Source organism: Gordonia liuliyuniae, assembly GCF_021738805.1.
Classification (GTDB): domain Bacteria; phylum Actinomycetota; class Actinomycetes; order Mycobacteriales; family Mycobacteriaceae; genus Gordonia; species Gordonia liuliyuniae.
The window spans coordinates 66107-82905 of record NZ_JAKKOR010000006.1 but is presented as its reverse complement, the minus strand read 5'-3'; the positions used below and the strand labels follow the sequence as shown (position 1 = coordinate 82905).

Below are 16799 nucleotides of genomic sequence, written 5' to 3'. Positions count from 1 at the left end.
AGCAGCCTGGGCCAGGCTGCTAAGACACATTGAGGTTGCGACGACGGAGGTGAGGGTGCGGTAGCGGCAGATCGACTCAGGCCCGTGCGGACACCAGCCAGCAGTGGTTGTCGTGCGCGACGACCCCGTCGACCCGGTCGTCGCGAAGACTCTCACGGACGCGGTCGAGCAGGTCGGACCATCCGTTCTCGCCGAGCCGCGTCCGAACCTTCTCCTCGACGAGTTGGCCGGTGCTTGTGGCGAGGATGACCGCGAGCCGCTCGTCGACGCCGTCGCTCGTCGGGGTCGAGTAGTCGGCGCGGAAGGCGAAGTCGTCGAGTGTCGTGTTCGACCAGCCTGAGTCGGCGAGGATGCCGCGCAGATGGCCCGGGTCGGCGAACGCGACCGGTCCGGGGCTGCCGGGCGCCGGGCGGGACGGTTTCTCGTCGAGCGCTGCGATCAGGGTGCGCGTGCCGAGCGTGAAGATCGGATTGATGCGCCCGTCCTGCCAGCACATGAACGTCATCGATGCGTCTGGGGTGGCCGCGCGCCGGATGTTCGTGAACGCGGCGACCGGATCGGCGAAGAACATGACGCCGAATCGGGACACGATGCGGTCGAAGGCGTGATTCGCGGTGAGGGATCGCAGATCAGCGGTCTGCGCGTCGGCGACGGCGACGCTCGCCCGCGGGACCCGTCGGGTCGCCGCATCGATCATGGCGGGCGAGATGTCCACACCGACCGCCGACGCCCCGGCGTCGACCGCCCGCTCCAGGAGAGTTCCGGTGCCGCAGCCGACGTCGAGCACGGCGCCGGACAGGTCCGCCGCAGTCACGATCGCGTCGGTGACCGGTGCGAAGATCGCGTCGAAGATCCCATCCTGCGCGGCCCAGCCCGCTCCGTGCTCGGTCCAGTTCGGCCGTAACGCGTCATCCGCCATATGGTCGACGGTATCGGAAGCCTCAGCTCCGCCGTCGCACGCTCACGCTCGCACGCTCACCAGTACCCTTCCGGGTCGGCGTCGGGCGACTGGCGAGGGACGATGCCCTCGGCGACGCCGTGCTCGATGGTCGCCGACATGCGCGGACACGTCGGGAGCATCGCCGGGTTGCCGCCTTCGGCGCGGATCTTCGAGATCTCGTCGCAGCGGTCGAGTGCGTCGTCGGTCCACTGGACGCTCGTGTGATGCGGACTCGTCTTCTTGACCATCACGCAGGCGTGGCAGGTCCGACACTCGATCTCGGTGAGACCGCCCGCCAGATAGTGTCGACGATCGCGGGCAGTGGCGGCCGCGATCGTCGACAGACGCTCCGGGTCGGCCGAGTAGTCGGGCGCTTTGGCCCAGCCGCTCGCCCTAGAAGCATCCACGGTCATCAGACCGACGCGCCGGAGTCTTCGGAAGCCTCCTCGTCGGCCTTCTCCTCGGCCTGCACCCGCAGGTTCTCCTCGATCTCGATGCCCCAGTTCTCGAGGGCCTTCTCCGTGTCGATCTCGTACTCGAAGCGTCCGCTCATCTCGTCGGTGACATCGTCGACGTCGACGTAGAACTGCTCGTACCAGCGACGCAGCTGGTAGACAGGGCCGTCCTCCTCCACGAGGAGGGGATTGTCGATGCGTGTCTTGTGCTTCCAGATCTCGACGTCCTGCAGGAAGCCGACCTCCACGCCAGAACTGATCTTCGACGCCATCCGTGCGCCCTGCTCGGGCGACAGGCCTTCGGGGATCTTCGCCATGACACCGAACATCAGGACGAACGAGTTCGAGTCGATCGGGTAGTGGCAGTTGGTGAGGATGGTCTCGACCGCGTACTCGCCGTAGTACTGCACCATCGGGTTAAGCATGTACGACGGGCCGTAATAAGCGGCAATCGACTCGAGTCGGCTGTCGCCGTACGCCGACGTCAGGCTGATGTCCGGGCGACCGCGGCTGTTCATGTACTGCGCGGCGGTCTCGCCCTCGAAGACGTTCTTGAAGTAGTCGGGCAGGGCGTAATGCACGTAGAAGAAGTGCGCCATGTCGACGACGTTGTCGATGATCTCCCGGCAGTTGGACCCGCTGATCACGAGGCGGTTCCACGTCCAGTCGGTCCAGCCTTCGCCGCCGTACTCGGCGAGTTCCGGGATGATCACGTCCTCGGGCGGCGGGTTGCCTTCCGGATCGTTGTAGATGAACACCTGCCCATTGCGGTTCATCGTCGGCCAGGTGCGGGTCTTGGCAAGCTTCGGGTGGCGTTTGGCGTACGGGACGCCTGCGCATCGTCCCTTGCCGTTCCACTGCCAGCCGTGGAACGGGCAGGCCACGTTGTCGCCGCGGACCTTGCCCTGCGAGAGGTCGGCGCCCATGTGCCTGCAGTAGGCGTCGAGGGCCTTCACGTTGCCTTCGGAATCGGCCCACACGACAAGCTTGGTGCCGAAGATCTCCAGGGAGTGCGGCTTGCCGTCGGTGTAGTCGGTGGTGAGGCCGATGCAGTGCCATCCACGCGCGAAGCGGGTCGGCGGGGTTCCGGTGTCGATTTCGCGGATGTCGACGTCAGTCATCTGTTGCTCCTCGATGTCTGTTGTTGATCGGGCTGTCGTGCTGCTCGTATGAATCAATAGTAGAACAGGTTCCAGTCAGAATGAGAACGTGTTCTAATATTGGTCTAGAAGGATCGTCACGAACACTGATTAGGAGAGGCCCATGGGAGCACAGCGGAGCGAAGCCGCACAGGGGGTTCTGAACAAGATCGACGCGCTGCTGCCTGAGCTCGCACAGCGGGCCCAGTCGACCGAAGACGCACGTCGCGTCACCGACGAGGTCGCCGAGATGCTGGCCGACACCGGCTTCTTCAAGTTGATGCAGCCGTCGCAGTGGGGCGGCTACGAGACCGATCCGGTCACGTACTACGAAGCGGTTCGACGGATCGCGACCGCCTGCGGATCCACCGGATGGGTCGCAGGCATCGTCGGCATCCACAACTGGCATCTGGCGCTCTTCCCGCAGCAGGCGCAGGAGGACGTGTGGGGCGACGACCCGACCGTCCGCATCTCCTCGTCGTACGCGCCGATGGGAGTGGGTGAGGTCGTCGACGGCGGCTACAAGGTGAACGGCTCGTGGGCCTGGTCGTCGGGTTGTGAGATCGCCGAATGGGTGGTCGTCGGCGGACCGGTCATGAAGAACGGCAAGCCGGTCGACTTCGTCAGCTACCTGATCCCGCGCAGTGACTACAACATCAAGGACGTGTGGAACGTCGTCGGTCTGCGTGGCACGGGTTCGAACACCATCGAGGTCAAGGATGCGTTCGTGCCCACGCACCGCATGCTGAGCTTCCGCGCGATGAGCATGGGCACCGCCGAAGGTCTCGAGCGCAACACCGCACCGGTCTACAAGATGCCGTGGGGCACCATCCACCCGTCGACCATCTCGACGCCCATCGTCGGCATGGCCTACGGCGCCTACACTGCCCACGTCGAACATCAGGGCAAGCGAGTGCGCGCCGCGTACGCAGGCGAGAAGGCGAAGGACGATCCGTTCGCCAAGGTCCGGATCGCCGAGGCGAGCAGCGACATCGACGCCGCGTGGCGTCAGCTGTCGGGGAATCTGCAGGCCGAGTACGACCTGATCCTCGCGGGTGAAGAGGTGCCGATGGAACTGCGTCTGGCAGCACGACGCGACCAGGTCCGCGCCACCGGTCGCGCGATCGACGCCATCGACCTGCTCTTCGAGAACTCCGGAGCCCACGCTCTGGAGAACGGCACGCCGATCCAGCGGTTCTGGCGTGACGCCCACGCCGGGCGCGTCCACGCGGCGAACGACCCCGAGCGGGCCTACGTCGCGTACGGCAACGGGGAGTTCGGGCTCCCCATCGGCGACACGATGGTCTAAGGATTCCGGGTTCACGGGATCGGCCGCTCCAACTTTTGAGGAATGAGAATGACTGACGAGCAGGGCCCCATCCGGTCGCTGGGCTACATGCGGATCGACGCAACCGACATGGATGCGTGGCGTGAGTACGGACTGAAGATCCTCGGCATGGTGGAAGGTAAGGGGACCATTCCCGGTGCTCTCTACCTGCGGATGGACGATTTTCCGGCGCGCTTGGTGATCGTCCCGTCCGACCGCGACCACCTCGCGTGCTCGGGCTGGGAGTGTGCGACAGCCGCTGGGTTGCAGGATGTTCGGGACCGCCTCACCGCGGCGGGCATCGACTTCCGGGAAGGTACGGCGGACGAGCTCGTCGACCGGGCCGTCGCCGAACTGATCGTCTTCGCTGATCCCGACGGCAACGTGCTCGAAGCGTTCCACGGCGTCGCCCTGCAGCATCGCCGAGTGGTCAGCCCCTACGGCCACACGTTCGTCACCGGGGAGCAAGGACTCGGCCACGTCGTGCTGACCACCACGGACGACGCGAAGGCTCTCGCGTTCTACCGCGACGTCCTCGGCTTCCGGTTGCGCGACTCGATGCGGCTGCCACCGCAGGTCGTCGGCCGGGACGAGGGCGAGGAGCCGGCGTGGCTGCGCTTCTTCGGCTGCAATCCGCGCCATCACTCGCTGGCGTTCCTGCCGATCCCGAACAGCACCGGCATCGTCCACCTGATGGTGGAGGTCGAAGAGACCGACGACGTCGGACTCGCGCACGACCGTGCCCTCCGCAAGAAGGTGCCGATGTCGGCGACGCTCGGGCGTCACGTCAACGATCTGATGCTCTCGTTCTACATGAAGACGCCCGGCGGGTTCGACGTCGAGTTCGGCTGCGAGGGACGCCAGGTGGACGACGACGAGTGGGTCGCACGCGAGTCGACGGCGGTCAGCCTGTGGGGCCATGACTTCACCATCGGATTGAAGGGCTGAGGCGATGGTCGCGCGCTCACCGTTCGGCACTGACGAGTTCGACTCCCGGCAATTCCGTACCGCGATGGGACAGTTCTGCACCGGCATCACCGTCATCACGTCGAAGAACTCCGACGACGAGCCGGTCGGCTTCGCCTGCCAGAGTTTCGCCGCGCTGTCGTTGGCCCCGCCGCTGGTGATCTTCTGTCCGATGAAGACCTCGCGGACCTGGCCTGCGATCGCCGAGCGCGGGACGTTCGTGGTGAACATTCTGTCGAACCGGCAGCAGGCGGTGAGCGCGGTGTTCGGTGCGCCCGGCCAGGACAAGTTCTCGTCCGTCAGCTGGGATTCGTCGCCCGCGGGCATGCCCGTGATCCGCGACAGTCTCACCTGGGTGGAGTGCACGGTCGAGACGGTCACCGACGGCGGCGATCACTACGTCGTCGTCGGTCGCGCGAACATCCTCGGCGACGTACTGCAAGACAAGCCGCTGCTGTTCTACCGCGGCGGGTACCTGTCGACCGAGCATCCGCGCGTGACGCCCGCACAGGAGGAACTGGACAATTTCCTCACCTGGAACGGGGGCGACACATGGCTGTGACTGACGGTGGGGCCCGTGCCGATGGCGGGGTGACGAAGCCGTTCACCGATGCGATCGCAGAAGCGGAGGCGCTCGTCGCGTCCGCCGAGTTCGCCGAGACTGACGCTGATCGTGCGGAGGGCCTCGACTATCTGGCAGGCGGGATCTCGTCGATCCTGCATTTGGCCGGCACGTACAGCAAGACGCACCCGACGTTCGTGACGTCCACCGGACCGTACTCCAAGATGGGGTTGGACAACCCCGACACGATCTATTACCACGCGAGCGTGGTACCGGACGCGACGTACGTTGTGCGCGGTGTGCGCGGGTCGACGACCGACCTGAGTTTTCAGGTGTTGCGCGGCGACTACACGCCGACCGATGTGCCCGGCGGCGACGATGCGTTCGACGATCGGCGCATCACCGTCGCCGCCGACGGGTCATTCGAGATCACGTTCGGGCCCAATCAAACGGGCGCCGGGAGCGGAGTGAGCGGGCCCAATCAAACGGGCGCCGGGAGCGGAGTGAGCGGGCCCAATCAAACGGGCGCCGGGAGCGACTGCTTCGGTCTCGGCGAGGGTGCGTCGATGCTGGCGGTGCGGGAGGTCTACTCCGACTGGGATACCGAGCGTCGCGGGTCGGTGACGATCGAGCGGGTCGATTCGGTGGGGACCGCGCCGCCGGAGCCGACGGAGGCGAACCTCGCGCGACGGTATCGGATCGCGGCGTCGATGTTGAAGACGCGGGTCAACACGTGGTTCAACTTTCCGAAGTGGTTCTATCTCGACGAGCCGGTGAACACGTTCACGGCGCCGCGCACCACTCCTGGCGGCTTGTCGACGCAGTATTCGTCGGTCGGCCATTTCGATCTGCCGGCCGGGAAGTCGATGGTGGTGACGGTTCCGCGTTCGAATGCACCCTATCAGGGATTCCAACTCGGCAGTCTCTGGTACATCTCTCTCGACTACGTCAACCATCAGACGTCTTTGAATTCGGCTCAGGCGCAGACGGATCCGGATGGAATGATCCGGATGGTGATCTCGGCGAACGATCCGGGCGTCGCGAACTGGGTGGAGACGACGGGGCGTCGTCGCGGCATCCTGCAGTTCCGGTGGCAGCGTGTCGACGACCCGATCGGCCCGGAGTCGGGCCCGACGTGTGTGGTCGTCGACGACGCCGACGTCCCCGCCCACTTGCCGTTCTTCGACGACAACCGGATCGACGCGGCGGGCTGGTCGGCGCGTATCGCGGCCCGTCAACGCGCCTTCGCGAACCGCATGCTCGGCTAGCTCTGCTGGTCGAGAGGGGGCGAGACCTACCCGCTTAACCGAGAGGACTGCACACCAATGACACTCTTGACCGACAAGGTCGTCGTCGTGTCGGGCGTCGGGCCCGGCCTCGGCCGATCCCTCTGCCTTCGGGCGGCGGCGAACGGGGCCAAGGTGGTCCTCGCTGCACGCACCGAGTCGCGCCTCAACGACGTGGCCGTGCAGGTCCGCGACCTGGGGGCGCAGGCTCTCGTCGTCCCCACCGACATCACCGACGACGACGCCGTCGAGCGGTTGGTGCGCCGGACGGTCGACGAGTTCGGCCGCGCTGACGTCCTCGTCAACAACGCGTTCGCGATGCCGTCGATGAAGCCGCTCGGGCGGACTGACTTCGAGCAGATCGAAACCAGTCTGAATCTCACGGTGGTCGGCACGCTGCGCGTGATCAAGGCGTTCACGTCGACTCTCGCGGAGAGCCGGGGGTCGATCGTCAACATCAACTCGATGGTGATCCGCCATTCGGAGCCGCGATACGGAAGCTACAAGTTGGCGAAGTCGGCGCTGCTCGCGATGTCGCAATCGCTTGCGACCGAGCTCGGCGGGCAGGGTATCCGGGTCAACAGCGTCGCGCCCGGTTACATCTGGGACGACCAGCTCAAGTGGTACTTCGGGGAGATCGCGAAGAAGTATGAGATTACGCCGGAACAGGTGTACGAGCAGACTGCGTCCAAGAGCGATCTGAAGCGACTGCCGGAGCCTGATGAGATCGCCGACGCCGCCGTCTTCCTGGCATCGCCGATGGCGAAGGCCATCACCGGGCACACCCTCGACGTGAATTGCGGTGAATACCATGACTGAACTGCGTACCTCGGTCGGCACGGTCGATGACCTGCATGCTGCTGCGGCTCGGACCGTCGGGCTCGACGACTTCGGCGATCGCGACTATCTCGACGGCTTGGAGGTGCTCCTCGAGTCGTATCGGAAGGACGCGGGGCTCACCGAGCTCGGCAGCAAGATGTTCCGGTACTTCCTCAAGGGTGCGCTGATCGCGCGTCTCCTCAGTGAGGCGGGCTGGAAGAACAATCCGGGCTACGTCGACGTCGCGGTGGAACGGCCGGTGTTCGTGACGGGCCTGCCGCGGACCGGGACGACGGCGCTGCATCGGCTGCTGGCTGCCGATCCCGCACATCAGGGTCTCGAGATGTGGTTGACGGAGTTCCCGCAGCCGCGTCCGCCGCGGGAGACGTGGTCCGACAATCCGGTGTTCGCGCAGATCGAGGCGGGAATCGCCCAGCACCACGTCGAGAACCCCGAGTTCATGGGCCTGCACTACATGAGTGCGAGCGATGTCGAAGAGTGCTGGCAGTTGCTGCGCCAGTCGCTCATGTCGATCTCGTACGAGTCGCTCGCCTACCTGCCGACGTACTCGCAGTGGCTGCAACAGCGGGACTGGACTCCCGCCTACCGTCGCCATCGGAAGAATCTGCAGTTGATCGGCTCGAACGACCCGGGCAAGCGGTGGGTGTTGAAGAATCCGAGCCATCTGTTCGCGCTCGATGCGCTGTTGGAGGTCTACCCGGATGCGATCGTCGTGCAGACGCATCGTGCGCCGGAGACGATCATCCCGTCGATGTGCAGTCTCGCCGAGCACGCGACGGAAGGCCATTCGACGGTGTTCACCGGGGCGACGATCGGACAGACGCAACTGGACCTGTGGTCGCGCGGACTGCGGGAGTTCTCCGCCGCTCGAGCGAAGCACGATCCCGCGCAGTTCGTCGACGTCGACTTCGACGAGTTGCGAGCCGACCCGTTCGCTGCGGTCGGTCGGGTCTACGACGCTCTCGGTGCTCCGCTATCGGAGGAGGCGCGCGATGCGATGGTCGCGCTCGACTCGGAGTCGAAGTCAGGCGACCGTAAGCCCGCACACAAATACTCGCTGGAGGACTACGGTCTCACCGCGGATCAGGTGCGAGACGCATTCGGGGGCTGACCTCAAGTTCCCCGCTCAGGGGCGGCATCGCTTAGGGGTGAGATCCCGGAGCTGAGTGGGGAATCTGACGTCAGCGAAGATGGTTTCGGTTGACCGAACTTTAATTAGGCAGCTACCCTAATCACATGTTGCGGAGTCGTCGAAACAGTATGTTCGTGCGGACGGGGGCTCTCCTGGGTCCGGCGTTCGTCGCGTCGATCGCGTACGTCGATCCGGGCAATGTCGCCGCCAACATCACGGCGGGTGCGAAATACGGATATCTGCTGGTGTGGGTGCTCGTGTTGGCGAACGGCATCGCGGTGATGGTGCAATATCAGTCGGCGAAGCTCGGTGTCGTCACCGGTCGGACGCTGCCTCAGACGCTCGGCGATCGACTCCCCGGCAAGTCTCGCCTGATGTACTGGGCACAGGCCGAACTCGTCGCGGGCGCCACCGACATCGCGGAAGTGATCGGCGGGGCCGTCGCCCTTCACCTGCTGTTCGGACTGCCGCTGCCGGTCGGCGGAGCGATCGTCGGCGTGATCGCCATGGTCCTGTTGGTCACCGCCAACCGACGCAGACAGCGCCAGTTCGAGACGATCATCGTCGGACTGCTCGCCGTGATCGTCGTCGGGTTCCTAGCGGGGCTGGTCGTGAGCCCACCCGACGCAGGCGGAATGCTGGGCGGGATGGTTCCGCGCCTGGACGGGACCGAGACGGTGTTGCTCGCCGCGTCGATGCTCGGCGCGACAGTGATGCCGCACGCGATCTACCTGCACTCGTCACTCGTCATCGACCGACACGGTGAGCCGACGAGTCCGCAGCGGACACGCCGGCTGCTGTCCGCGACGAAGGTCGACGTCTGGGTGGCGCTGGTCCTGGCGGGCGCCGTCAACATCGCACTGCTCGTGCTGGCCGCGACCAGCCTGTACGGACACGAGGGCACCGACAGCATCGAGGGCGCCCACGCTGCGGTCCGCGATGCGTTGGGGCCGGTCGTCGCGGGTGCGTTCGCCGTCGGTCTCCTCGCCTCCGGGATCGCGTCGACGTCGGTCGGTTCGTATGCGGGCGGCGCGATCATGGCGGGCATGCTCCGCCGACAGTTCCCGATGATCGTCCGGCGGGCGGTGACCCTGATCCCGGCGCTGGTCATCCTCGGCGCGGGCATCGACCCGACGACCGCGCTGATCATCTCCCAGGTGGTCTTGAGCTTCGGTATCCCGTTCGCGATCATCCCGCTGCGCCGCTACACGTCCGACCGTGCGCTGATGGGCTCGTTCACCGACGGTCCGTGGCTGCGGTGGGCGTCCCTGGCCGCGGTCGTCGCCGTCGTCGTGCTCAACATCGCGCTGATCGGATTGACGCTGACCGGAGCAGGGTGACGCCCGCCGTGCCTACTACAGGGGCACCGACTGCAGGGCCTCATGTGGCTGCCCGAACAGCTGGGCGTCGGCCTGCGCGCGCTTGAAGTACAACCCGATGTCGTGTTCCCAGGTGATGCCGATGCCGCCGTGCAACTGGATCGCCTCTCCCGTCACGCGCATGTACTCCTCGGAGCACTGTACGTGCGCGACGGCCGCGAGCCGTGCCGCGTCATCGCGTCCGGCGACGACCGCGGCCACTGCGGCCGCCGACATCGAGCGCATCGCTTCGACGGACACGTACATGTCGGCCATCCGATGCTTGAGCGACTGGAACGACCCGAGCGTCCGACCGAACTGCTTGCGGTCCGACGTGTACTCGACGGTGAGCGCCAAGGCTCGTGCCGCGCCACCGACCTGTTCGGCCGAGAGCATCGCCCACGCCAACGTGCGGATCCGGTCTGCGATTCCCGGTGGCGAACTGACCGCGGTCGCAGGCACCTCGTCGAAGGAGACGCGTGCCAGCGGGCGCGTCGGATCGAGTACCGGGAGCGCGGTCACCGTGATGCCGGGAGCGGACGCGTCGATCTCGTGCAAGGTGATGTGCCCGTCGTCGCCCGCTCGGGCGAGGACGAGGAAGACGTCGGCGGATTCGCCGTCGATCACGTACTCCGCCGTCCCGGACAGCAATCCGGCATCGGCCGAGACGCCCGGTGTGTTCCATCCGGCCGCGCCCGCCCAACAGAGCGCGCCGATCGTCTCGCCCGACGCCAGGCCGGGGAGTAGACGTGCGGCCGCCTCGGAGTCCTCCGACGCGAGGACCGCGCCCACCGCGAGAACCGCCGACGAGAACACCGGCACCGGCGACAACGTCGCGCCGACCTCTTCGACGGCGAGCGCGGTCTCCGCCCACGAGGCGTCGGCGCCGTCGTACTGCTCGGGCACGGCCAGCGCGGAGACACCGATCTCGGCGCACAGCGTGTCCCAGAGGTCGCGGTCCACACGGCCGTCGCTCTGCATGGCCGTGCGAACGGCTTCGGACGTCGACCGTTTGCGCAGAACGTCACGGATCGAGTCGGTGAGGGCAGCGCGTTCCTCGGCGCCGACCTCCGAACTCACAGCGACTCCAGGATCAGGGCCCGATGATGGGCTGGCGTGCCCCACGCGGACAACAGCGCGCGCGTCTTGGTCAGATACAGCGACAAGTCGTGCTCGGCCGTGTAGCCGATCGCGCCGAGTACCTGCAGGCCCTGCCGCGACGCCAGGTACGCGGCCTCGCCCGCCGCGACCTTGGCGGCCGAGACATCCCGGCTGACGTCGGTCCCGTCCGGTACCTGCCCGTCGATGCCTGCCGCCGCGCCGTGCACCAGCGGGCGGGCCATCTCGATCGCGATCGCGACGTCTGCCAGGTGGTGCTTCACCGCCTGGAACGAACCGATCTCACGGCCGAACTGCTTGCGCGACTTCGCGTACTCGGCGGCCAGATCGAGCATCGCCGAGCCTAGCCCGAGGAGCTGTGCGGCGGTCGCGAGGGCGCCGAGGTCTCGACTCCGCTCGATCGACGTGGTGGAGGCCCCGGTCGAGCGCGTGCCCGCCGACAGCACGGCCACGCGCCGCGTCGGATCGACGGTGTTGAGGAGTTCGCCCGCCGTCGCGGTGAAAACGCCGTCGGCGGTGATTAGGTAGGGCGTGGCCGCATCGGGGTCGACTGCGCGCGGACAGACCGGCGGCAGCGCGCACGTCGCCGGAGCGCCGCCGAGCAGAGCATCGAGGTCGTCGCCCGCACCCAGCGCGGCCGGTACGACGGCGAAGGTCTCGGCGATCGGGCCGGGCAGTGCGCCGTAGCCGAGTCGCTCGACACCGGCGACCATCTCCACGGCGCCCGCGCCGCTGCCGCCGAGTTCGTCGGGCACGAGCAGTCCGGTGATGCCCGCCTCGGCGAGCTGCCGGTACACGTCGAGTGCCGCGGACCGGTCGTCGTCCTCGGCCCATGCGCGCGCGACGGCGACACCGCCTGCCCGCTCGAGGATGCCGTCGACCGTCTGCGCGAGATCGGTGTGGATGTCACTGAGGAGGAAGTCCATGATTATCGGTCTCCGCGGGGCAGGCCGAGCAGTCGCTCGGCGATCACGTTGCGTTGGATCTCGTTGGTTCCCGCATATATCGGACCCGACAGCGAGAACAGGTAACCGTCCATCCAGCCGGTGTCGAGTTCGGCGTCGGGGCCGAGCAGCTCGAGTGCGGTCTCGTGCGTGGCGATGTCCCACTGCGACCAGAACACCTTGTTGATCGACGACTCCATGCCGAGTTGTCCGCCCGCGGCGAGACGGCTCACCGTCCGGTACGTCGACAACTCGTAGGCGCGCGAACCGATCCATGCGTCGGCGACGGCCGCGTCGGACGTGGACACCGCATCGCGGCGGCTCTTCCAAAGCGTGATGAGTCGATCAGTCGCGGCGAGGAAACGGCCGGGGGAGCGCAGCGACAACCCGCGCTCGTTGGCCGCGGTACTCATCGCGACCTTCCACCCGTTGTTCACCTCGCCGATCACCCCGGATGTGCCCGGATCGGTCGGGTCGTCGGCGACGAACACGTTCTCCAGGAACAGTTCCGCGAACCCGGGCTCGCCGTCGAGCTGGGCGATCGGCCGGACGGTCACGCCCTCGGCGCGCAGGTCGAACATGAAGTAGGTGATGCCGCGATGCCGCTGGGCCTGTTTGTCGGTCCGGAACAGGCCGAAACCCAGATCCGCGAAACTGGACCGCGAACTCCACGTCTTCTGCCCGTTGAGCAGCCAGCCGCCCTCGGTGCGCGTCGCCGTCGAACGGAGTGACGCGAGGTCCGAGCCCGCCTCGGGCTCGCTCCACGCCTGCCCCCAGATGTCGTCAGCGCGGGCCATGCGCGGCATGATCCGCGCCAGCTGCTCGGGGCTGGCGTGTTCGAACAGGGTGGGGGCGAGCAGGAAGATGCCGTTCTGGCTGACACGTCCGGGCGCGCCTGACCGGTAGTACTCCTCCTCGAAGATCACCCAGTGGAGCAGCGGAACGTCGCGCCCGCCGAACTCCTCGGGCCAGCTCACCACCGACATGCGGGCGTCGGCCATCGTCGCCTCCCAGCGACGATGGGCTTCGAAACCCTCGGCCGTGTCCATCGACGGGAGGGGCTCGGCGGGGACGTTGGCGGCCAACCACGACCGGACTTCGGCGCGGAACTCCTGCGCTGTGTCGTCGAACAAGAGGTCCATCAGCGCTCTCCCGCACTCTTCATCGACTTGGCGTCCATGCCGCCGAGTGAGTCGCCCTGTTCGGCGTTCGCGGCGTGCGCGTAGTGATGCCAGCCGAACACCGAGTCCATCGCGTTGCGCATGCCCATCTGGTCTTCGCAGATGTTGACGGCCTTCTTGCTCAAGAACAGTCCCTGCATCGGCATCTGGACCATTCGCTCGCAGATCGCGTCGACCTTCGCGGCCAGTTCGTCGCGGGGGACCACGTGGTTCACCATGCCCCAGTCGAGTGCCTGCGCTGACGTGAAACGGTCGCCGGTGAACAGGATCTCTTTGGCGCGACGCGGTCCCAGAACGAAGGCGTGCGCGAAGTATTCGACACCCGGGATTCCCATGCGGGCAACGGGATCGGAGAAGAAGGCGTCGTCGGACGCGACGATGAAGTCGGCCGACCAGGCGAGCATCAGGCCGCCTGCAATGCAGGCGCCGTGGACCTGTGCGATGGCGGGCTTGGGCATGTCGCGCCACCGGCGGCACATCCCCATGTACACCTCGGTCTCGCGCGCCAGCCGCTGATCGGCGGTCATGTCGGTTCCGCTGCGGCCGCTGGTGTCGGTGTGGTCCCAATGCAGGGTCGCCGCGTTCTCGTAGTACGTGTCGAAGTCGCGCTCCGGGGTGCCGATGTCGTGGCCTGCTGAGAAGTGCTTGCCGTTGGCGCGCAACACAATCACCTTGACGGCTGCGTCGTCGACGGCCTTGCGGAAGGCGGCGTCCAGCGAATACGTCATCACCGAGTTCTGTGCGTTGCGGTAGTCGGGGCGGTTCAGCGTCACGTATGCGACGGCGTCGTCTGGGCCGCCGACTTCGTAGGCGACCGGGCTGGTGTCGGGCCCGAGGTCGTCGGGGCGCAGTGCGGGAGGGATCACGGCATCGCTCATGCCCTCGACTATAACCGAGCAAGTGCTTGGTTGGTTAGACGGCGGGTAGATCCGCCGTCAGCGCGTCGTCGTCCGCGCGGCGTCGATGTGAGCCACGCAGTGATCGCCGTCGACGAACGGATCCAGCCCCACTCGGGTATCCGACCCGTGGGCGTCGAGGACGCCCTGCATCAGTCCGCGGTGGACCGAACAGGTGATCTCGGGACTCTCGCGGGCCGTCTCCAGAAACGGGCATCGGCGCAGTCGGATCTGCGACGGCGGCGCGACGACCGGGTCGAAGCCCATCGAGGCGAGCATGTGCAGCAGGTCGGACGTGGCGTCGTCCGTGCGGTGGGCGCGGTCGGCGCCGAGCGCTCGTCCGGCGTCGGCGGCGCGTCGCGGCCCGTCTGGGATCACGGCGAGCGCGGTCACCAGCGCTCGTGCCAGGGTCCCGTACTCGCGGGAGCCGGACGGGTCCATGCCGGGCCGCGCGCGGTAGCGGATGCGCGGTCGGCCGGGGCCCACCGCGGACTCGGTCTGTGCGTCGGCGAGCCCGTCGTCGGTGAGTGCTCGTAGGTGGAAGCGAACGGTCGTCGCGGGCACGCCGAGAGTCCCGGCCAGGTCTGCCACCGTGACCGATGAGCCCGCGTCGCGCAGCGCGCCCAGGACGTCCGCGCGCGCGGTCATCGTTGCGCCTGCGGTTCCAGCGACGTCACCAGCGGAGCGTCCGACTCCGCCGGCCCGAGTTTTGCGGCGCCGCCCGGCGACCCGAGTGGAGCGTCGCGGCCGGGGAGCGTCTCGGTGAAGAACTCCGCGTTGTCGTTGATGTACGGCTCCCACTCGTCGGGGACGTCGTCCTCGTAGAAGATCGCCTCCACCGGGCACACGGGTTCGCATGCGCCGCAGTCGACGCATTCGTCCGGGTGGATGTACAGGCTGCGGCCGCCCTCGTAGATGCAGTCGACGGGGCATTCCTCGACGCAGGCGCGATCCATCACGTCGACGCAGGGGAGTGCGATGACGTATGTCATGGCCGGGCTGCTCTCGGCACGATCGGATCGATGGTCAATGTCGGCTCGCGGTGCGTGTGGACCGTGAGGTAGCTGAGCCCCTCCGGTCCGGCGCGGAACGCTCGTTGCGAGCGTCGCGGCAGCCAGAGGAGATCGCCCGCGGCCACCGGGATGTCGTCGGCCTCGGTGCCGAGCGTTCCGGACCCGGCCACCACGTGAACGAGGACGTCCACCTCGCCGCCTGCGTGCTCGGCGATCTCGCCGTCGCCCGCGAGCCGGATCAGATTCGAATCCAGGTGTCGGTCGGCCGACTGCAGCTTCCATGCGACGTCCGCGGCGTCGACGGCAGCGTTCGTCAGCTCTGCGGTGTTGCCGAGCTTGCGGGGCGGTGTCGTCGCGGTGGCCTTGCCGATGCGGATCCGGTAGTCGCGCTTCTCGCGCACGAGGTACTCCCACGAGTAGCCGCCGGCCCGATCGGTCTCGAACTCGTCGTGCAGATGGCGCGGGTCGTGATCGTTCACGAGGATTAGTGCTTCGCCGACGTCGAGGTCGTCGAAGATCGCGAAGATCTTCGGATGACGCTGGGGCTTGGGGATCTCGCGGACGTCGAGCGTGATGTCGGGCATGACTAGCGTCTCCTGTGGGCTGGTGGGAATTAATACAATACCTACTTGTAAAAATACACCCGGGTGTCGAGGGTGGCCAGGGTCTGGCCCATCGAGGTGCGGCGGGAAGCCCGCAGCAGGCGGATCCGGATGTTCAGCGGTGCGACGCGGACCGCGCGGCGTCCGCGACCAGTTCGCCCCATCGCTTCAGCTCGCGCCCGTCCATCGTCGTGTGCGGGCACGAGACGAGCGCGCCGACCACGCGGCCCGTCCCGTCGGTGATGGGCGCTCCGATGGTGACCGCGCCGACCTCGGCGTCGTCGGCCAGTTCGCCTGCGAGGTAGTCGATCGTCGACAGTTCGCCAAGCAAGTCGCGGACGCGATCGCGAAGTTCCGCGGGCACGGTGTCGAGGCCGGCGAGAGTGTCGATCACGGTGCGGTGCCCGTCGGTGATCCGTTCGATCGAGTAACCGCGATCGGCGATCTCGGCGAGCACATCGCGCAGCCGGGCGCGGTCGCCTTCCGGTGCGCGGGCGAGCCATTCGTCTCGTACTGTGCCGTCCGCCCACGCGACGAACTCGCGACAGATCGGCGGGTGCAGTCGAATGGGGCGCCCGGGCTGGGCCCAACTGTCGGTGGCCGGCGCCGCGGCGCCCTCCGGCGTGGCGTACTCGACGACGGTGATCGTGCGGTCGTCCACGGGGCGGGCGAGAAACGCGATCACGCCGGTGTCGGCCACGAGTCGGGTCAGCGCGGGGCGTGCGGCGACGGCGAGGGAGTCGTCGCCGATCGCGGTGCGCGCCGTCGACAGGAAGGCCGGGCCGACGGTGATCGTCAGGTCGTCGTGGCGCGTGAGCCATCCGAGATCGGCGAGTTCGGCCACTATTGCGTGCACCGTTGCGCGCGGCAACGCCGTCTCGCGGACGATGTCGGCCAGAGTGGGAGGATGACCGGCGAACGAGATGACGCAGTCGAGAACGACGGCGACTCGTCGCGTCGGCGGCGACGGTTGACGACGCGGTGATCCTGCACCTAATGTCTGTGACACATTTGCAACACTAAGTGTCGAATATTCGAC

At 67.1% G+C, this 16799-nt stretch carries 18 protein-coding genes; 7 read left to right on the top strand and 11 right to left on the bottom strand.

Annotation, left to right across the window (positions count from 1 at the left end; genetic code table 11):
- Window positions 1–76: 76 nt before the first annotated feature.
- Genes L5G33_RS08450 through L5G33_RS08440 form a run of 3 tightly spaced genes read right to left on the bottom strand, consistent with a single transcriptional unit; the run spans window position 77 to window position 2516 of the window.
- The gene (locus L5G33_RS08450) at window positions 77–919 is read right to left on the bottom strand and encodes a class I SAM-dependent methyltransferase (protein WP_236997733.1); all 843 of its coding nucleotides are present in this window, start codon (window positions 917–919) and stop codon (window positions 77–79) included.
- Window positions 920–975: 56 nt separating this feature from the next.
- Complete coding sequence (locus tag L5G33_RS08445) at window positions 976–1353, bottom strand: hypothetical protein (RefSeq protein ID WP_236997732.1); 378 nt, start codon at window positions 1351–1353, stop codon at window positions 976–978.
- Window positions 1353–2516 (bottom strand): 3-ketosteroid-9-alpha-monooxygenase, oxygenase component, encoded by a 1164-nt coding sequence (locus L5G33_RS08440; RefSeq protein WP_236997731.1) that lies wholly within the window; start codon window positions 2514–2516, stop codon window positions 1353–1355. The genes L5G33_RS08445 and L5G33_RS08440 overlap by 1 nt, the downstream gene beginning before the upstream one ends.
- A gap of 142 nt (window positions 2517–2658) precedes the next feature.
- Here L5G33_RS08440 and hsaA point away from each other — a divergent pair, with 142 nt between their 5' ends.
- The 7 genes from hsaA (at window position 2659) to L5G33_RS08405 (ending at window position 9987) form a co-directional block, all read left to right on the top strand.
- Complete coding sequence (gene hsaA / locus L5G33_RS08435; RefSeq protein ID WP_236997730.1) at window positions 2659–3843, top strand: 3-hydroxy-9,10-secoandrosta-1,3,5(10)-triene-9,17-dione monooxygenase oxygenase subunit; 1185 nt, start codon at window positions 2659–2661, stop codon at window positions 3841–3843.
- A gap of 48 nt (window positions 3844–3891) precedes the next feature.
- Complete coding sequence (hsaC, locus tag L5G33_RS08430; protein WP_236997729.1) at window positions 3892–4809, top strand: iron-dependent extradiol dioxygenase HsaC; 918 nt, start codon at window positions 3892–3894, stop codon at window positions 4807–4809.
- 4 nt (window positions 4810–4813) lie between these two features.
- Complete coding sequence (gene hsaB, locus L5G33_RS08425) at window positions 4814–5389, top strand: 3-hydroxy-9,10-secoandrosta-1,3,5(10)-triene-9,17-dione monooxygenase reductase subunit (protein ID WP_236997728.1); 576 nt, start codon at window positions 4814–4816, stop codon at window positions 5387–5389.
- Window positions 5380–6657 (top strand): hypothetical protein, encoded by a 1278-nt coding sequence (locus L5G33_RS08420; RefSeq protein WP_236997727.1) that lies wholly within the window; start codon window positions 5380–5382, stop codon window positions 6655–6657. The genes hsaB and L5G33_RS08420 overlap by 10 nt, the downstream gene beginning before the upstream one ends.
- A gap of 57 nt (window positions 6658–6714) precedes the next feature.
- Window positions 6715–7494, top strand: coding sequence for an SDR family oxidoreductase (locus L5G33_RS08415; RefSeq protein ID WP_236997726.1), 780 nt, complete (start codon window positions 6715–6717; stop codon window positions 7492–7494).
- On the top strand, window positions 7487–8626 hold the full coding sequence (locus tag L5G33_RS08410) for a sulfotransferase family protein (RefSeq protein WP_236997725.1): 1140 nt from the start codon (window positions 7487–7489) through the stop codon (window positions 8624–8626). The genes L5G33_RS08415 and L5G33_RS08410 overlap by 8 nt, the downstream gene beginning before the upstream one ends.
- 125 nt (window positions 8627–8751) lie before the next feature.
- Window positions 8752–9987: an Nramp family divalent metal transporter gene (locus L5G33_RS08405; protein WP_265742707.1), complete on the top strand. Its 1236-nt coding sequence runs from the start codon at window positions 8752–8754 to the stop codon at window positions 9985–9987.
- A gap of 15 nt (window positions 9988–10002) precedes the next feature.
- Here the strand turns inward: L5G33_RS08405 and L5G33_RS08400 are convergent, their stop codons facing one another.
- The 8 genes from L5G33_RS08400 to L5G33_RS19405 all read right to left on the bottom strand — a co-directional run bounded on the left by L5G33_RS08400 (window position 10003) and on the right by L5G33_RS19405 (window position 16769).
- Window positions 10003–11085 (bottom strand): acyl-CoA dehydrogenase family protein, encoded by a 1083-nt coding sequence (locus L5G33_RS08400; protein ID WP_236997724.1) that lies wholly within the window; start codon window positions 11083–11085, stop codon window positions 10003–10005.
- On the bottom strand, window positions 11082–12050 hold the full coding sequence (locus tag L5G33_RS08395; protein ID WP_236997723.1) for an acyl-CoA dehydrogenase family protein: 969 nt from the start codon (window positions 12048–12050) through the stop codon (window positions 11082–11084). The genes L5G33_RS08400 and L5G33_RS08395 overlap by 4 nt, the downstream gene beginning before the upstream one ends.
- 2 nt (window positions 12051–12052) lie before the next feature.
- Entirely contained in the window at window positions 12053–13210 is a 1158-nt protein-coding gene (locus L5G33_RS08390; RefSeq protein ID WP_236997722.1) for an acyl-CoA dehydrogenase family protein, read from the bottom strand.
- Window positions 13210–14127 carry an enoyl-CoA hydratase gene (locus tag L5G33_RS08385; RefSeq protein ID WP_236997721.1) on the bottom strand — a complete coding sequence of 306 codons (918 nt, stop codon included), beginning with the start codon at window positions 14125–14127 and terminating at the stop codon, window positions 13210–13212. Before L5G33_RS08385 ends, L5G33_RS08390 begins: the two co-directional genes overlap by 1 nt.
- Window positions 14128–14184: 57 nt before the next feature.
- Window positions 14185–14793: a helix-turn-helix transcriptional regulator gene (locus L5G33_RS08380; RefSeq protein ID WP_236997720.1), complete on the bottom strand. Its 609-nt coding sequence runs from the start codon at window positions 14791–14793 to the stop codon at window positions 14185–14187.
- The gene (gene fdxA / locus L5G33_RS08375; protein WP_236997719.1) at window positions 14790–15137 is read right to left on the bottom strand and encodes a ferredoxin; all 348 of its coding nucleotides are present in this window, start codon (window positions 15135–15137) and stop codon (window positions 14790–14792) included. Before fdxA ends, L5G33_RS08380 begins: the two co-directional genes overlap by 4 nt.
- A complete protein-coding gene (locus L5G33_RS08370) occupies window positions 15134–15742 on the bottom strand; it encodes a DUF2249 domain-containing protein (RefSeq protein WP_236997718.1) in 609 nt (202 codons plus the stop codon). The genes fdxA and L5G33_RS08370 overlap by 4 nt, the downstream gene beginning before the upstream one ends.
- Before the next feature lie 133 nt (window positions 15743–15875).
- Window positions 15876–16769: an IclR family transcriptional regulator gene (locus L5G33_RS19405; RefSeq protein ID WP_236997717.1), complete on the bottom strand. Its 894-nt coding sequence runs from the start codon at window positions 16767–16769 to the stop codon at window positions 15876–15878.
- Window positions 16770–16799 lie beyond the last annotated feature (30 nt).

What these genes read in the sequence shown, in the direction of transcription:
- fdxA (WP_236997719.1), bottom strand. Translation starts at nt 15,137, where the DNA reads ATGACATACGTCATCGCACTCCCCTGCGTCGACGTGATGGATCGCGCC.
- L5G33_RS08385 (WP_236997721.1), bottom strand. Translation starts at nt 14,127, where the DNA reads ATGAGCGATGCCGTGATCCCTCCCGCACTGCGCCCCGACGACCTCGGG.
- L5G33_RS08370 (WP_236997718.1), bottom strand. Translation starts at nt 15,742, where the DNA reads ATGCCCGACATCACGCTCGACGTCCGCGAGATCCCCAAGCCCCAGCGT.
- L5G33_RS08390 (WP_236997722.1), bottom strand. Translation starts at nt 13,210, where the DNA reads ATGGACCTCTTGTTCGACGACACAGCGCAGGAGTTCCGCGCCGAAGTC.
- L5G33_RS08395 (WP_236997723.1), bottom strand. Translation starts at nt 12,050, where the DNA reads ATGGACTTCCTCCTCAGTGACATCCACACCGATCTCGCGCAGACGGTC.
- L5G33_RS08415 (WP_236997726.1), top strand. Translation starts at nt 6,715, where the DNA reads ATGACACTCTTGACCGACAAGGTCGTCGTCGTGTCGGGCGTCGGGCCC.
- hsaC (WP_236997729.1), top strand. Translation starts at nt 3,892, where the DNA reads ATGACTGACGAGCAGGGCCCCATCCGGTCGCTGGGCTACATGCGGATC.
- L5G33_RS08420 (WP_236997727.1), top strand. Translation starts at nt 5,380, where the DNA reads ATGGCTGTGACTGACGGTGGGGCCCGTGCCGATGGCGGGGTGACGAAG.
- L5G33_RS08380 (WP_236997720.1), bottom strand. Translation starts at nt 14,793, where the DNA reads ATGACCGCGCGCGCGGACGTCCTGGGCGCGCTGCGCGACGCGGGCTCA.
- L5G33_RS08410 (WP_236997725.1), top strand. Translation starts at nt 7,487, where the DNA reads ATGACTGAACTGCGTACCTCGGTCGGCACGGTCGATGACCTGCATGCT.
- L5G33_RS08440 (WP_236997731.1), bottom strand. Translation starts at nt 2,516, where the DNA reads ATGACTGACGTCGACATCCGCGAAATCGACACCGGAACCCCGCCGACC.
- L5G33_RS08445 (WP_236997732.1), bottom strand. Translation starts at nt 1,353, where the DNA reads ATGACCGTGGATGCTTCTAGGGCGAGCGGCTGGGCCAAAGCGCCCGAC.
- hsaB (WP_236997728.1), top strand. Translation starts at nt 4,814, where the DNA reads ATGGTCGCGCGCTCACCGTTCGGCACTGACGAGTTCGACTCCCGGCAA.
- L5G33_RS08405 (WP_265742707.1), top strand. Translation starts at nt 8,752, where the DNA reads ATGTTGCGGAGTCGTCGAAACAGTATGTTCGTGCGGACGGGGGCTCTC.
- L5G33_RS08450 (WP_236997733.1), bottom strand. Translation starts at nt 919, where the DNA reads ATGGCGGATGACGCGTTACGGCCGAACTGGACCGAGCACGGAGCGGGC.
- hsaA (WP_236997730.1), top strand. Translation starts at nt 2,659, where the DNA reads ATGGGAGCACAGCGGAGCGAAGCCGCACAGGGGGTTCTGAACAAGATC.